The sequence below is a fragment of the uncultured Holdemanella sp. genome (assembly GCF_934754935.1).
Taxonomy (GTDB): Bacteria; Bacillota_I; Bacilli_A; order Erysipelotrichales; family Erysipelotrichaceae; genus Holdemanella.
In genome coordinates this window covers 13,691-28,334 of sequence record NZ_CAKVJB010000031.1, presented here as the reverse complement: position 1 = coordinate 28,334, position 14,644 = coordinate 13,691, and the positions used below count along the sequence as shown (strand labels likewise).

Annotated in this window: 19 protein-coding genes; 1 reads left to right on the top strand and 18 read right to left on the bottom strand. The window is 34.1% G+C overall.

The features are described from left to right. Window positions 1-113: 113 nt before the first annotated feature. The 16 genes from Q0E86_RS08760 to moaA form a co-directional block, all read right to left on the bottom strand. Complete coding sequence (locus Q0E86_RS08760; protein ID WP_288517912.1) at window positions 114-611, bottom strand: sigma-70 family RNA polymerase sigma factor; 498 nt, start codon at window positions 609-611, stop codon at window positions 114-116. Window positions 612-693: 82 nt separating this feature from the next. Continuing rightward, window positions 694-1,488 (bottom strand): M15 family metallopeptidase, encoded by a 795-nt coding sequence (locus Q0E86_RS08755; RefSeq protein ID WP_295756307.1) that lies wholly within the window; start codon window positions 1,486-1,488, stop codon window positions 694-696. Between the two features lie 14 nt (window positions 1,489-1,502). After that, window positions 1,503-2,870, bottom strand: coding sequence for a selenium cofactor biosynthesis protein YqeC (yqeC, locus tag Q0E86_RS08750; RefSeq protein WP_295756306.1), 1,368 nt, complete (start codon window positions 2,868-2,870; stop codon window positions 1,503-1,505). Then, window positions 2,860-3,951 (bottom strand): aminotransferase class V-fold PLP-dependent enzyme, encoded by a 1,092-nt coding sequence (locus Q0E86_RS08745; protein ID WP_295756305.1) that lies wholly within the window; start codon window positions 3,949-3,951, stop codon window positions 2,860-2,862. Before Q0E86_RS08745 ends, yqeC begins: the two co-directional genes overlap by 11 nt. Then, window positions 3,938-4,735: a selenium-dependent molybdenum cofactor biosynthesis protein YqeB gene (gene yqeB, locus Q0E86_RS08740; protein ID WP_295756303.1), complete on the bottom strand. Its 798-nt coding sequence runs from the start codon at window positions 4,733-4,735 to the stop codon at window positions 3,938-3,940. Before yqeB ends, Q0E86_RS08745 begins: the two co-directional genes overlap by 14 nt. Next, window positions 4,735-5,328: a sulfurtransferase-like selenium metabolism protein YedF gene (yedF, locus tag Q0E86_RS08735; RefSeq protein ID WP_295756301.1), complete on the bottom strand. Its 594-nt coding sequence runs from the start codon at window positions 5,326-5,328 to the stop codon at window positions 4,735-4,737. Before yedF ends, yqeB begins: the two co-directional genes overlap by 1 nt. Continuing rightward, window positions 5,325-6,353 carry a selenide, water dikinase SelD gene (gene selD, locus Q0E86_RS08730; RefSeq protein ID WP_295756300.1) on the bottom strand — a complete coding sequence of 343 codons (1,029 nt, stop codon included), beginning with the start codon at window positions 6,351-6,353 and terminating at the stop codon, window positions 5,325-5,327. The genes yedF and selD overlap by 4 nt, the downstream gene beginning before the upstream one ends. Then, window positions 6,353-6,574 (bottom strand): DUF3343 domain-containing protein, encoded by a 222-nt coding sequence (locus Q0E86_RS08725; RefSeq protein ID WP_295756298.1) that lies wholly within the window; start codon window positions 6,572-6,574, stop codon window positions 6,353-6,355. Before Q0E86_RS08725 ends, selD begins: the two co-directional genes overlap by 1 nt. Then, entirely contained in the window at window positions 6,567-6,899 is a 333-nt protein-coding gene (locus tag Q0E86_RS08720; protein WP_288517895.1) for a winged helix-turn-helix domain-containing protein, read from the bottom strand. Before Q0E86_RS08720 ends, Q0E86_RS08725 begins: the two co-directional genes overlap by 8 nt. Continuing rightward, the gene (locus Q0E86_RS08715) at window positions 6,896-7,909 is read right to left on the bottom strand and encodes a molybdopterin-binding protein (RefSeq protein ID WP_295756293.1); all 1,014 of its coding nucleotides are present in this window, start codon (window positions 7,907-7,909) and stop codon (window positions 6,896-6,898) included. The genes Q0E86_RS08720 and Q0E86_RS08715 overlap by 4 nt, the downstream gene beginning before the upstream one ends. Before the next feature lies 1 nt (window position 7,910). Continuing rightward, window positions 7,911-8,687: a molybdate ABC transporter substrate-binding protein gene (gene modA, locus Q0E86_RS08710; RefSeq protein ID WP_295756292.1), complete on the bottom strand. Its 777-nt coding sequence runs from the start codon at window positions 8,685-8,687 to the stop codon at window positions 7,911-7,913. Continuing rightward, a complete protein-coding gene (locus tag Q0E86_RS08705; RefSeq protein ID WP_295756290.1) occupies window positions 8,684-9,316 on the bottom strand; it encodes a sulfate/molybdate ABC transporter ATP-binding protein in 633 nt (210 codons plus the stop codon). The genes modA and Q0E86_RS08705 overlap by 4 nt, the downstream gene beginning before the upstream one ends. Continuing rightward, window positions 9,317-10,012 carry a molybdate ABC transporter permease subunit gene (gene modB, locus Q0E86_RS08700; RefSeq protein ID WP_295756288.1) on the bottom strand — a complete coding sequence of 232 codons (696 nt, stop codon included), beginning with the start codon at window positions 10,010-10,012 and terminating at the stop codon, window positions 9,317-9,319. Continuing rightward, entirely contained in the window at window positions 9,993-10,928 is a 936-nt protein-coding gene (locus Q0E86_RS08695) for an MOSC domain-containing protein (RefSeq protein WP_295756286.1), read from the bottom strand. Before Q0E86_RS08695 ends, modB begins: the two co-directional genes overlap by 20 nt. Next, window positions 10,916-11,392, bottom strand: a complete 477-nt coding sequence (gene moaC / locus Q0E86_RS08690) for a cyclic pyranopterin monophosphate synthase MoaC (protein ID WP_295756281.1) — start codon at window positions 11,390-11,392, stop codon at window positions 10,916-10,918. Before moaC ends, Q0E86_RS08695 begins: the two co-directional genes overlap by 13 nt. Before the next feature lies 1 nt (window position 11,393). Then, window positions 11,394-12,338, bottom strand: a complete 945-nt coding sequence (gene moaA / locus Q0E86_RS08685; protein WP_295756280.1) for a GTP 3',8-cyclase MoaA — start codon at window positions 12,336-12,338, stop codon at window positions 11,394-11,396. A gap of 89 nt (window positions 12,339-12,427) precedes the next feature. Between moaA and Q0E86_RS08680 the strand changes: the two genes are divergently transcribed. Next, window positions 12,428-12,967, top strand: coding sequence for a DNA-3-methyladenine glycosylase I (locus Q0E86_RS08680; protein WP_295756278.1), 540 nt, complete (start codon window positions 12,428-12,430; stop codon window positions 12,965-12,967). Here the strand turns inward: Q0E86_RS08680 and Q0E86_RS08675 are convergent. Both Q0E86_RS08675 and Q0E86_RS08670 read right to left on the bottom strand, forming a co-directional pair. After that, window positions 12,964-13,296, bottom strand: a complete 333-nt coding sequence (locus tag Q0E86_RS08675; protein ID WP_295756277.1) for an arsenate reductase family protein — start codon at window positions 13,294-13,296, stop codon at window positions 12,964-12,966. The genes Q0E86_RS08680 and Q0E86_RS08675 overlap by 4 nt on opposite strands. After that, window positions 13,293-14,558, bottom strand: a complete 1,266-nt coding sequence (locus tag Q0E86_RS08670) for an amidohydrolase (protein WP_295756275.1) — start codon at window positions 14,556-14,558, stop codon at window positions 13,293-13,295. Before Q0E86_RS08670 ends, Q0E86_RS08675 begins: the two co-directional genes overlap by 4 nt. Between the last annotated feature and the right edge of the window lie 86 nt (window positions 14,559-14,644).

Below are 14,644 nucleotides of genomic sequence, written 5' to 3'. Positions count from 1 at the left end.
CTCCCATAAATACAGGAAATTTCAACAATTTATTCAAAAATTCAATTGTAGTTATACATTTTTTACAAAGTTAAGGTAATAAAAAAGGCAACCTAATCGATTGCCCATGACTATTACTTCTTTTCCAACACATCTTTCACTTTTTGTTTACCACTCTTCAATAGACGAGCCACCCCTTCTTCACTCATCTTTAAACGATTCGCAATATCCTTCTCCTTCAATCTACCTAAACAATGCATGATTGTCACCGTCTTTTGATTTTCTGGCATCTCATTTAAACAATCATCCACATCCGGTTGTCTATATTGAGGAAGTTCACGCAAAGCTGTAGTCACACCCGAATTTTCTTTTACCTGCATATACTCACGCAATTGTTTATTCAACAAGACTGTGATCCATTTTAAAAAATTCTTATCATCACTCAATTTATCCATATGTGTAAAGGCATAAGTATAGGTTGCCTGTAAAATATCATTGATTTCTTTTTCTTCTAAGCCAATATATCGCTTATAAATTGTTTGTACCAAATGATCTTTGGTCAATGAAATAAGCTCTTTTTTGGCATCCGCATCCTTATTTCTTACACCTACTATTATCTTTTTATTAATCATTATGTGTTTATCCTTTATATACGTCATTTTTAGTATACAATATACCATTTGATAAATCAAAAAAAGGCAATCCAACGATTGCCTAAGCTCCATAATATTCATCTAACGCTAAGTTATTTTTATACAAATACGTTGCCAAATCTACACCTACATAACGTAAGTGCCAGCTTTCAGGAGCAATTTTAGTTTTATCCTCTTTATCATCCGGATAACGCAAAATAAAGCCATACGTATGCATATTTTCTAACAACCAATCATAGTGTGAATTGTATCGAACCACATCTAAATCACTACAATCATTGTCCATACGAATATCAACTGCTAATCCGGACTGATGCTCACTATATCCCGGTCTTGTCCAATAACGATCCGCATACTCTTCGCCATAGCTTGCAGCTCCATTATTAAACAAATCTGTTTGGTATGCATAAGAACGATAAGCTGAACAAGCATTCAAAATGAACCCCTCATCAGAGGCGGCTTCAATCAACTTTTCAAATGCCTCTGCCGCTTCTTTTCGCATGCGTACATTCTCATTTTCACCACTGGAAGGCACCTGAACTAAATCACTAGGCTCATAATCTGCTGGTAATCCTGAATACTTATTCACAAGAACATAAATCGAATCTAAATCCGAAACCGTTACTGTATTCTCATATGGGTCACCACTTTGATCTATTTTTTTCACCTTTGGTAAATTTGTTTCTTCCTTCTTATTCTCTTTTTTTGTTTCTGTTATCTTTTCTTGTTTAGGTTCACTTACTTGTTTATCACTTATTTTTTTTGCGATCATCGAAATCAACAACGCAATAATCAAAAGTAATACTACAATCACAAAAATAGCTGATTTTCTGACTCGTCTTCTTCTTTTCTTCAACTTCAACACCCTCTTTACACCGGTATAAACAAGACTTTATTATATCCACCACAAATCATACCAAGTGTAGCACTTTCTGCATTGGATAAATCGTACTCCTTGATCATAACTTCTTTACATTCTTTGGCATCTAGAATAGCCTGGTACTCTACTCTTCCCCCACCAATCGTATCGATCACTCCATCTTTATGCACCAACATCATACTACCAACACCTCTTGGTGCTGAACCCTTTTTATCAATGATGATACATAAAGTTCCATGAACATTGGATTCTAATAATTCTTTAGAAACACTTGAACTAAACTTTGCGTTTTTAATTTCAATAAGCTCAGCCAAAATACTAATCGATATTTCAGCAGGCGTTTGTGCCTTAATATCTAAACCGATTGGTGCATGCACATTGGATAATTCATCCTTAGAATATCCTTCTTCAATCAAGGCATCAAAAGTCTTTTTTACTTTTCCTTTACTTCCAATCATGCCCAAATATAAATGTGGCTTACACAATGTCTTTTCTAGACATAGCCTATCATCCTTATGCCCTCTTGTCACTATCACATAACAAGTATTTTCTTCTTCTGGTAATACTGCATCCATTTGATCATATTCCATACAATGAATTTCATTGGCAAAAGGAAAATGTTCTACATTAGCGAACTCTTTACGATTATCGATCACAATTGTATATAATTCTAATATACTTGCCATCTTAGCCAAATACTGACTCACATGTCCACAGCCTAAAATCACAAGCTTAGGCTGCATATTAAACCATTCTTTTTGAAGAATATCCACATCGATATTTTCTTCTAATAAAGCCTTCAAACAACGCGTATATAAATCTATGTCCCCATTCACATGGATTTTGACAGACTTATCTAATTTCTTTAAATAAACACGAATTAAATCCTGCATGATTTTAGGGGTTACTAGTTCATCTGGATCTAAATCTGTAAGCTCGTAACGATGCACAACTTCTTTTACAGGCTTATTCAACCCTTTTAAATTTGAAATCAATACAACCTCATCTGTATCCGGATCCATAACAGGTTCATTCACATTCGGACACTTCAAAGGCAAATGTTTAGAACCATCCGCCTCAATCAAAATCACATCCACAACTTGTTTTAATTGATTTAACAAATCTTCATCTAACGCTCCAATTTTAAATTCATCACACCTGTTTCCCGCATGACAAAATCCATAAGTTTTAATTCTATGCATAATTTCATCATAACTAGGATCTACTAATGTATCTTCTTCAATCAACATATGCGTAGTTGTACACATTAAAACTGTTTTATTCAAAGAAACATATTTATCTTTTAATTTGTGGATATACGTTGTTTTTCCACCCGAACCAATCACACTAATAATCATTTGAAATCTCCCGAATCGCTCGTATCACAAAATCAATTTCTTCTAGTGCATTTTGAAAAGATAAAGATAAACGAACAATTCCCCTTTCTTCTGTCTTTAAATGTTTATGCATCAATGGCGCACAATGCGCACCACAACGCGTCACAATACCATACTTATAATTCAATACATCACTTACATAAGCACTATCTTTACCTGGAATATTGATTGCCACAATAGGCGTAGAATTATCTAAAGATGAATAAAACTCTACATAACCAGTTAAACCTTCATATAATTTTTGAAGTAAAAAGTATTCCTTTTCCATAATCGCTTTTTGATTTTCCAAAACATACTTTATACCCGCATTTAAGGCCGCAATCCCCACAAGATTTTGTGTACCCGCCTCTAAATGTTCTGGATATGCCTCAGGCATATGTAGATTAAAAGAATCTATGCCTGTTCCACCAGAAATCAAAGGCTTTAATTCTATATCTTTTAGACAAAAACCACCAATGCCTCCAATCCCCAACAAGCCTTTATGTCCGCTAAAACATAAAACATCTATATTTTCCATAGATACAGGAATATGACCTGCGCTTTGAGCAGCATCTACCATAAAAAGAATACCTAATTTATGGCAATATTTTCCAATTAAATCCACATCAAAGATTTCACCTGTCACATTTGAACTGTGTGTCATGATAACCATTCTCGTATTATCTTGAATTTGGTTTTTAATATCTTCCAAATAAGGCGAACAAACAGTTAAAGATATAATACCTTTTTCCTCTAACTCATATAAAGGACGAAGCACACTATTGTGCTCCGCATATGTAGTGATCACATGATCGTTTTCTTTTAAAATTCCTTTAATACAAGTATTTAAACTCTCGGTATTTCCACCATTTAAAATGACACGATGAAAATCCGATAATCCAAAAAACTTGGCAACATTTCTTCTTGCCTCAAAAATTAAACGCGATGCATCCATATTGGAACTGCGATTCGCATTTCCTGCCACATCCAATGCACTCACTACAGCTTGTTTAACTTCCTCTAATTTAGGAAAGCTAGTTGCAGCTTGATCAAGATAAATCATGTAAAATAGCCTCCAAAACACCTCCGGCAATACAGCGTGCCTTGTCAGAAATTGTAAAACAATTCTGATACTCATCCTCTCTAGGATCAATATCCGCCATTTTAAATCCAGAAGTTACACTGTATCCATCCTGAATCAAACCTCTTAGTAAACCTGACATACTCGCATATACAGGAGTTTTATCGATATACGCAATAATTTCTCCTTTTTCAACGATGTCTGTAATCTTTTTTACATTATGACAAATACCTGTGCAAGGAGAATGAATCACTCTTTCTTTTGAATATCCCTTAATATTTCCAGGAACACCTGTATTTGGCAAAGCACATCCCTCATAGATCAATCTTCCTAGATTATGTCCACGCATCGTTTCCACAACCACATGCACATCTTTTCCTGCACAAAAACCAGGACCTAAACCAATCGTAATCGGTGCCATATCCATTGTCGTACCCAAATTTTTCTTGGCAAGAATCGCATCGACCACGGCGAAATGCTCTATTTTAGAAATCATTTCACCCTTGGGATCAATCATCATGGCAACTTGATTTTTAGCCATCACTTTTTTAGCTTCTTCTATCGTTGAAACTAAAACACAAGTTATATCTTCAACCGTGAATTTTTGTTCATACACAGCCTGACAAAAAGCCACATTTCTTCGTATTGCGCTTGGCTTTTCAACTTCTAACACCAATACTTGAAATCCACTTTTTACAAGTTTATATATTGTCCCTGTCGCTATATCTCCTCCACCACGCACAATAACACACTTTTTCATATCCATTATGGCTTGATAATTTTATCAGCCTTCTCCATTCTTTCTACAATATCATACATATTTGTGACTGAACCCACTTGAAGTTCTTCTTTTAAATGGAAGAAATCCAAACAAGTTCCACAACTAACAATTTCAACTCCGTTATCCGCTAAATATTTTAAATCTTCTAAAGTCTCATTTTTAGTTGTTGTGATTTTAACACCTTCATTATAAAAAATCATTTCATCTGGTAATACATCTTGTTTTGTCAAAGAAAAGATAAAAGACTTCATCAATAAAGCACCTAATTCTGGATCTGAACCCATCACATTACTTGCACAAACCACAACCATTTTAGGCTTAGCCAAGCTACAATCTGCATACGTATATTCTACTTCAAAATCTGCTTCTTCATCACCCTTTGAAATTTCAACAATATAATCTTTACCTTCTTTTTTAGAACTTACTGTATAATTTTTTACTTTCGCAAACTTTGTTAAGTTCTCAACCGCAATCTCATTATCCACAATTGTTGAAACTGCATTTTCATCTTTTAAAGCTTCCTTTGTCTTTACGACTGGAAGTGGACACTCCAATCCTCTACAATCTAAAGTTTTCATCTCTTCATACCTCTCACATATACATTATATTCATTTTTTTCAATGACTTCACCCACAACATACAATTCAAGATTGTTTTCCATAAAATCTTTCTTTAGCTTTTCCAAATCATCTCTAGATACACTTGCCAATAAGCCACCACTCGTTTGTGGATCAAATAAAATTTCCTCTGTAAAGAAATCACAATCAAAACTGATTTTACCCTCTACACTATTGCGGTTCGTCTGTGCTGCTCCACTTAAATAAAACTCTTCGACATACTTTTGGCAGTCATCAAAATATGGAATTGAATCCTTATAAATCACCGCACTATTTTTTTCATCTAACATCTCATTTAAGTGAACCAATAAACCAAAGCCTGTTACATCGGTTAGGGCATGCACGGAATATTTTTTTAAAATATCACACGCATACTTATTTAACGTGGTCATACTTTTAAATACTTTTTCCTGCATTTCTTTTGAGCAATCGTCCATACGTAACGCATTTAATGTCAATCCAACACCTAAAGGCTTTGTCAAAACCAAAACATCTCCACATTGCGTACCATTATTTTTCTTTACATCTTTTGGATCTACTAGACCCGTCACACTTAACCCATATTTAATGGAATCATCACGAATAGAGTGTCCACCTGCCAAAGCACACTCAGCTTCAACTAACTTACTATTTCCGCCTTCAATAATCTTACCTAAAATATTCAAATCTTCATTATCTGGAAAACATACAATATTTAAAGCTGTTTTTGGCGTACCATTCATCGCATAAATATCACTTAGTGCATTTGTAGCTGCAATCTGACCATACAAATATGGATCTTCTACCATGGGTGGAAAGAAATCCAACGTGGATACAAACGCATGACTTTCATCAATTTGATACACAGCAGCATCATCTCTTGAATCAAAACCAACCAAAACATTTTCATCTTTAAATGAATCAATTTTTTCTAGTATGTGACTCAATTTTTTTGCACCCAATTTAGCACTACACCCACCACTCTTACAATATATTTTTTCGTTCATTAAAAATTCACCCTTACTATATCCTCATATGAAACACCTTGTTCTTCTAAAAAGAGTTTCCACTTTTCCTCATCCAAATCTTTTGACATAAAACACATGCCACATCCTGCCTTAACACAACTTGGAACAGGTATCATACGCCCGTTTTTTGTCTTAGACTCCAAATCAAGAACATCTTGAATACTTTTAAAAGTAATAATCAATACTTCTTCTTTATTCAATTTCAAACACTTCCTTAAATACTTGTTCAGAATACATTTCTATTTTTTCTTGAAACAATTTATATTTGCGAACCAATGCTTTTCCTTCTGAAGTTAATTCAGAGCCACCACCATGATTTCCACCACTTGTCGTATGAACAAGCTCATAACCTAAATCTTCTTGGGCTCTTTTGATGATTTTCCAAGCTTTTGAATTTGACATTCCCATTTCTTTATATGCCTTTGATAGAGAGCCATATTTATCACATAACTCCAGCAATTCTACAACACCCTTGCCAAAATTTGGCTCATTATTACCAATTTGAATTTTTAACTTATATCTCATTTTCCAAATCCACAATTAGGATATGCGCACACCTTACAACCTAGACACAATCCACCTTCCCCTAAATCACATAACTCTTCATATGTCACTACATCTTTGGCAAGTAAACGAGGAAGTATTAAATCAAACACCGTTCTTTTGGCATACATAACACATCCTGGAAGGCCAACAATTGGAACTTCTCCTTTATAGGAAAGTAAAAACATAGCCCCTGGAAGAACTGGAGCACCATAACTAATGATATTAGCCCCTGTATTCTTGATTGCCAGTGGCGTTCGATCATCTGGATCCACACTCATTCCACCCGTACATAAAACAATGTCTACTCCTTGATTTAAAGCTTCATTGATTTTTTCTGTCACCATTTTATCATCGTCATCACAAATCGCATGATATACCATTTCACAACCAAACTCAGCTAATTTAGCTTGAATAACTGGAGTAAATGTATCTTGAATTCTTCCCTTATATACTTCACTTCCCGTTGTGATTACAGCTGCTTTTTTTAATACAAATGGTTTAATTTCAAGAATACTAGATGTGATTAATGATCGAGCTTTATCCATTTTTTCCTTTTCAATTACTAAAGGAATAATACGCATACCCGCAAGTTTATCCCCCGGATTTACTACTGTGTTTGAGTGTCTTGTTGCGATCATCATCTGTCCAAATGAGTTTACCGTAAATAAAGCCTTACGATCCACTTTAAACAAGCCATGAATCTCGCTTTTTAGTTCAATTTTTCCTTCCTTGATCTCACCATAAGACATGTAGTCATTTTTACACATATCTAGTAGAACCATAGCTGCATCATTTTCATGCATCATACTCTCGTCGTTTTCCCAAACGTATAAATGTTCTTTCCCCACTGATAATAATAAAGGAATATCTTCTTCTGTCACAATATGACCCTTACGAAAAAGGGCATCTTTTGTGACACCCTTAATGATCTGTGTTATATCATGACAAAGTACATGCCCTACGGCTTCCTCAGTCTTGATTAATTTCATCTTATTCTCCTTTTTTAAATCCGTATTTTTTGAATACTTTTAAAGCTTTATCGCTCTTTAAGAATTGAATTAATGAATCCGCTTCATCTTTGTGTTTTGTACTCGATACACGACCAACTGGATATAGTACTGGTGTAGCTAATAATGAATTATCGCACTCTGCCACTATTTCTACTTTATCACTACTTGCAGCATCTGTCGCGTAAACCAAACCAATTTGTGCATTTTGTGTTTCAACTTGAGATAATACTTCTGTTACATTTCCGGCTAAACTTAAACGATCTTGAATCGAATCCCATACACCTAAATTTGTCAAAGCTTCCTTTGCGTAGCTTCCCGCCGGAACTACTTCTGGATCTCCAATCGCAATAATGGAAGCATCACTAATATTGTCAAATCCAGTAACTGTTGTAGTACTGTCTTTTCCTTTGATCAATACCAATTTATTCTCTAATACATTTGAAATTGAATCCGCATCTACTAGATCTTCATCTTTTAATGCGTTCATCTGTGTTGTAGCTGCACTAAAGAATACATCGGCATCTAATCCTTTTTCAATTTGAAGCTGTAATTTTCCACTACTATCATAGACACCTTCAATCGTTACATTTGGATATTCTTTTTCGAACATTGGAATCAATTCATCTTCAAATGCGTTTTCCAAACTGGCGGCTGCCGCAATTGTAAGCTTTACTTGTTCTTTTGGTTCATTTGAACTACAACCAAATAAACTCGTGGTCATGACTCCAGCCAATAAAATACTTAAACCTTTTTTCACACAAGTTCTCCTTCTTTAATTCTATATTTCAGATCACACAAATAATTCACTTCTTCCTTATTGTGCGATACAAAAATAACTGGTTTTGAAATTTGAAGCTCACTTTTTAGCTCCTTTAATAAACCTTCCTTTAAATCTTCATCTAAAGCACTAAATGGTTCATCCAACAATAAAACATCTGGTTCATAAGCCATTAAACGAGCTAATGCCACTCTTTGTCTTTGTCCACCCGATAATTGTTTAGGATATCTTGAAGCTAGTTCACTAATTTGAAATTGTTTCATTACTTTCTTAACCACAATATCCACATCTTTTACTTTTCTAGCCTTTAATCCCACACTAATATTTTCATATACACTCATATTCGGAAATAGAGCATAGCTTTGAAACATATAGCCTACATTTCGCTTTTGAATAGGAATATTGATCTTCTTTTCTGAATCAAATAAAACACGATCATTCAATACAATTTTTCCTTGATCTGGTGTCTCAATTCCTGCAATACATTTTAATGTCATACTTTTTCCAGATCCCGAAGCTCCCATAAGCCCTAGAATATTGTCTTCAATTTGAAAAGAAATATCTAAATCAAATTCTGCAAGTTTTTTATAGATTTGTACTTCCAACATTTAGAAACTCCTTTTCTTTCGAACACATAATTGATATAGATTCAACAAAATCACAGCTGTAAAACAAATACCTATAATCACCCATACATAAAAGGCAGCCGATTCCATATCTCCACTCATCACTTCACTATAAACAGCTACAGGAAGTGTTCGAGTTTTACCAATAATGTTTCCCGCAAGCATTGCGGTTGCGCCAAACTCACCTAAGCCACGCGCAAAAGCAAGTACACCACCACTAATAATTCCTGGTAAGGCATTAGGTATCAATACTTTTAAGAAAATGTTCCATTCATTCATACCTAAAGTTCTTGCGACATATACTAAATCTGTGTCCACTTGTTCAAAGGCTCCTCTAGAATTTCGATACATAAGTGGAAATGAAATCACCACAGCGGCAATCACAGTGGCACTAAAACTAAATGCGATGCGAATGCCAAATACATTCATAAGAACTCTTCCAACGGGCTGGTTCACGCCAAAAATCATCAACAAGAAAAAGCCTGCTACAGTAGGTGGTAAAACCATAGGCAATGTAAAGATTCCATCAAAGACCATTTTCAATACTTCATTCTTTCTTGAATAAATCCACCATGCGGCAAGTAATCCAAGGATAAATGTGATCACAATGGTAATACTTGCAGTTTTTAAAGATATCCAGATTGGAGTTAGATCTAAATTACTTCCTTGCACACTCACTCGCTTCACCTTTCATGATTTCTAAGCCATGTTTTAATGGGCCTAAAATAATATCTAGACTTTCTTTAACTGCCTTAGGACTTCCAGGTAAGTTAATGATCAACGTTTTATTTCTTAATACACTCACTCCACGTGACAACATCGCCTTATTTGTATATTTCATCGATTCATAACGCAACGCTTCGCTAATACCTGGAACATTTCTTGTCATGACTTTCATCGTGGCTTCTGGCGTCACATCACGAACACTAAGTCCTGTGCCGCCGGTTGTTAAAATTAGATCATTTTGGCAACGATCACTTAAATTGATCAATTGCGAGATAATTTCATTTTCATCATCCGCAATCACTGTCACACTTGTCACATTGTAGCCTTGTTCTGTCATGATTTTTTCAATTAGCGGACCACTTTTGTCCACTCTTTGTCCAATGCTAGCCTTATCACTTAATGTCAATACGGCTACACGCATTCTTGAATCCTTATTTTCAATGACTTCTACTTTATCCCCAACACAAATGTGGCCGCCATGTATTACACGTGTAAATACACCTAAATGTGGCATAATACACTGACCAACTTGATGATAGATTGCACAATGAGAATGACAGCTTTTACCGATTTGTGTCAGTTCTAGTAATACATCACCAATTTTAAATTGTGTTCCCACAGGATAACTTGTAAATTCAATACCTGATACAAGTAAATTTTCTCCGAAGGCACCATCTTCTACATTAGCACCTTTAGCCTTAAATTCTTCACGCTTTTCATACGACAACAAAGAAACTTGGCGGTGCCACTTACCTGCATGCGCATCATTTTCTAGTCCATGATTCTCAATAATTTCAATATCTTGAACTGGATGTTTTTCCGTCCCCTTTTGTTCACTGATACAAATAGCTTTAATTATTCCTTCCATACAAAATCTCCGCTTTTTCCTCCTGATTTAGAAACCAAATGTACATTCTTGATTTCCATATCTTTACTTACAGCTTTACACATGTCATAAATTGTCAAAAGACAAATATTTACACCTGTCAAAGCTTCCATTTCTACACCCGTTTTTCCATTACATTTAACAGTGCAATAGGCATAGATCAAACAATTCTCTCTATCAATCTCAAAATCAATATTGACCTTATTGATCATTAAAGGATGACATAAAGGAATCAATTCACTCGTCTTTTTTACACCCATGATTCCGGCAATACGAGCTACGCCTAATACATCTCCTTTTTTCATGTCACTCTGTTCAATTTTATGTAGAATTTCTTCATTTACCAATATACTTCCAACCGCACAAGCACTTCTAGAAGTGATATTCTTCTCACTTACATCGACCATACGTGCATTTCCATGTTCATCAAAATGTGTTAATTCCATTTTATCCTCCAATTTCATTCATCACCGTCGACGAATGTTCTTCTTCAAAATGATGTTCTTTAGGTTTTTTGAAAATCCAAAAAGCCATCGTTTTCTGAAGTTCTTCCAAATCATTTAAATACGGCTTTAAATCCACACCATCCATATGAAATAAACATAATTTCAATCGTCCTACACTACTTAAACGTACGCGATTGCAGTCTTCACAAAACTTATTATGTAATGCTTCAATAAAGCCAATATAACCTTGATAATCACCAATCGTATAATAATGTGCTGGGCCATTACCTAATTTTTTATCATACACATTTAATGTGTAATTCTTTTGTACATATTCAATTAATTCAATCATTTTTGTGTTTCGATCACTATATTTTAGTGGCATCAATTCAATAAAGCGTAACGCAATCTTTTTATCTTTGATGAGTTCTAACATAGATTCAAATCGAGAAAACGAAAATAGACTATCGACAACGCAATTTACTTTCACCGAAATACCAATCTTATAGGCATATTCTAAATTCAACAACACCTTCTTCAAATCATTCTTCTTACAAATCTTTAAATATTCAAATTCATCGAGTGTATCAATTGAAAAATTAATACAGTCTAGCCCAATCTTTTTGAGTTCATCTAAATCAGAGAACGAAAATAAACTTCCATTTGTCGTCAAAGTCACTTGTTCTACGCCATCCAATTCTTTTAATCTACGAATAAAATTAATATAGTCTTTACGAAGTGTGGGTTCTCCACCCGTGATTTTAAATCGAGTGATTCCCAAAGAAATGGCACATCTACAAATATTTAAAATTTGTTCATACGTCAATATATCCGAATGACAAAGGTGTTTTGAGATGTCTGGCTTGCAGTAGTAACAAGCATAATTACATCTGTCTGTTAGTGAAATTCGCATATAATTTATATTTCGTCCAAATGAATCTTGCATAAAATCCTTTCCGTTATTCTCAAGTAAGAATAACCAACTGATTCAATTTTATCATTGAATCTACGTTTTTTCTACTTTAAAATGAAATCATGAAACGATGTACATGGTGTAATCTAAACAATCCAAAATATATTGAATATCATGATCATGAATGGGGAAAACTGAATACAGACGAAAGATATCTATTCGAAATGTTGATACTTGAATCTTTTCAAGCCGGTCTAAGCTGGGAGTGTGTTCTAAATAAAAGAGAAGCTTTTAAAGAGGCTTATGAAGATTTTGACATTGATAAAGTGATCGAGTTTAATGAAGAGAAAATAGAACAATTAAGAAATAATCCAAATATTATTCGCAACAAATTAAAGATCAAAGCGAGTATTTCAAATGCGAAGATTTTTAAATCCATTCAAGAAGAGTATCAAACGTTCTACAATTATTTATGTACTTTTACGCATGGAAAGATTATTTATGAAACGAACAAAACTACATCAGCTCTTTCAGATTCCATTTCAAATGATCTAAAAAAAAGAGGCATGAAGTTTGTAGGAAGTACGATCATATATTCCTATCTTCAAGCCATTGGTGTGATTTATTCACATGAAAAAGATTGTTTCTTATACAAAAACTAATCCCAGGTTTTCCAAACGTTTGGTTCATAGCCTACTGTCGCCAATTTGCCGTTGCGCACGATTGGCGTTTTTAATATGTGCTGATTGAGATACACTTTATCTTCTTTATCTGATAAATAATTCAACATTGTCAACAATTCTTTATCCTTAGCTTTTGGATCGATCATGGAATCAATGCCTACTTGTCGCATAACACTTTCAAATTCTTTCTTACTCATTTCTTTTTCATCTAAATTGATGAACTGAAACTTAATATTTCTTTCTTTAAAATAGCGTTGTGCTTTCTTTGTATCAAAGCACTTGTTTTTCCCAAAAATCTGTATATTCATCGTGTTAACCTTTCTACTCTTCTTTGTATTTCATCATATAAGGATGCAATGTCAAAACCTACATGAAAACGTCCATCTTCATACAAGATTTCACCATTGACCATGGTACATTTTACATTAGATTTAGATCCACTGTATACAATATTTTTTGCGATATTATTCATTGGCTGCATATTCGGTTGATGTAGATCTAAAATAATTAAATCTGCCAACTTTCCAGCTTCAAGTACACCACAATTTAAATTTAAAGCTTTAGCTCCATTGATTGTAGCCATTTTTAATACTTCATAGGCATCGACTGCAGAAGCATCCTTCTCTTTATATTTAGCTAGTCCTGTCACTAAAAACATCTCTCTAAACACATCTAAACAGTTATTACTTGCCGCGCCATCTGTTCCTAGACATACATTTATATTTCTTTGAAGCATCGATTGAATGGGTGCTATACCACTAGCTAGTTTTAGATTGGACGCAGGATTTGTGACGACGTTTAAATGTTTTTCTTGAAATAAATCTAAATCATGTTCACTCATATGAACACAATGAAAGGCTCCTCCACCATAATCATATACACCTAAATCACATAAGTACTCAACAGGACTTAGCCCTGTCTTTTCTTTACATGTGGATACCTCATATTCCGTTTCACTAAGATGTGTATAAACAGGTGCTTTATATTTATGCGATAAAGCCGCTACCTGTTCAATCTTTTCTTTGGAGTTGGTATATTCATGACTAAAGCCAAGAATATAAGAAATCAAACTATTTTCTTGATTATATTCATTAAAACAACGTTCTACATCTTCTACAGATAGACAAAAATCATTAACAGCTCCACATAAGACTGTACGATATTTTGTGTCCAAACTTGCCTTAACAATGGCTTCTGGATTTAAATACATATCAAAATTTGTGGTAATTCCACTCGTTAAATATTCTAAAATCGCAAGCTTAGAAAAATAATAAATATCATCTTGCGTTAATTTAGCTTCAATAGGGAATACTTTTTCATTGAGCCATTGTTGAAGTGGCATATCATCAGCCATCGATCTTAAAAATGTCATTCCAGAATGAGTATGTGCATTAATGAATCCAGGCATGATTAAATTGTTTTGTACATCTATTTCTCGATCAAAATGAACAGATGTTTCTTTAGATTTTCCTACATATGAAATTTTATTATCTTCTATCCAAACCTCACCTGAAAAAATATTAAGATCCTTCATTGTGAGTACTTGTGCATTATAGAATCTTGTGCGCATGTGCATTCCTTCTTTCTAATCTAATCATCCCACAAAACCAACAAGAAAAAAAGCAAATATCAAATTGCATATTCATTTTTCAAATT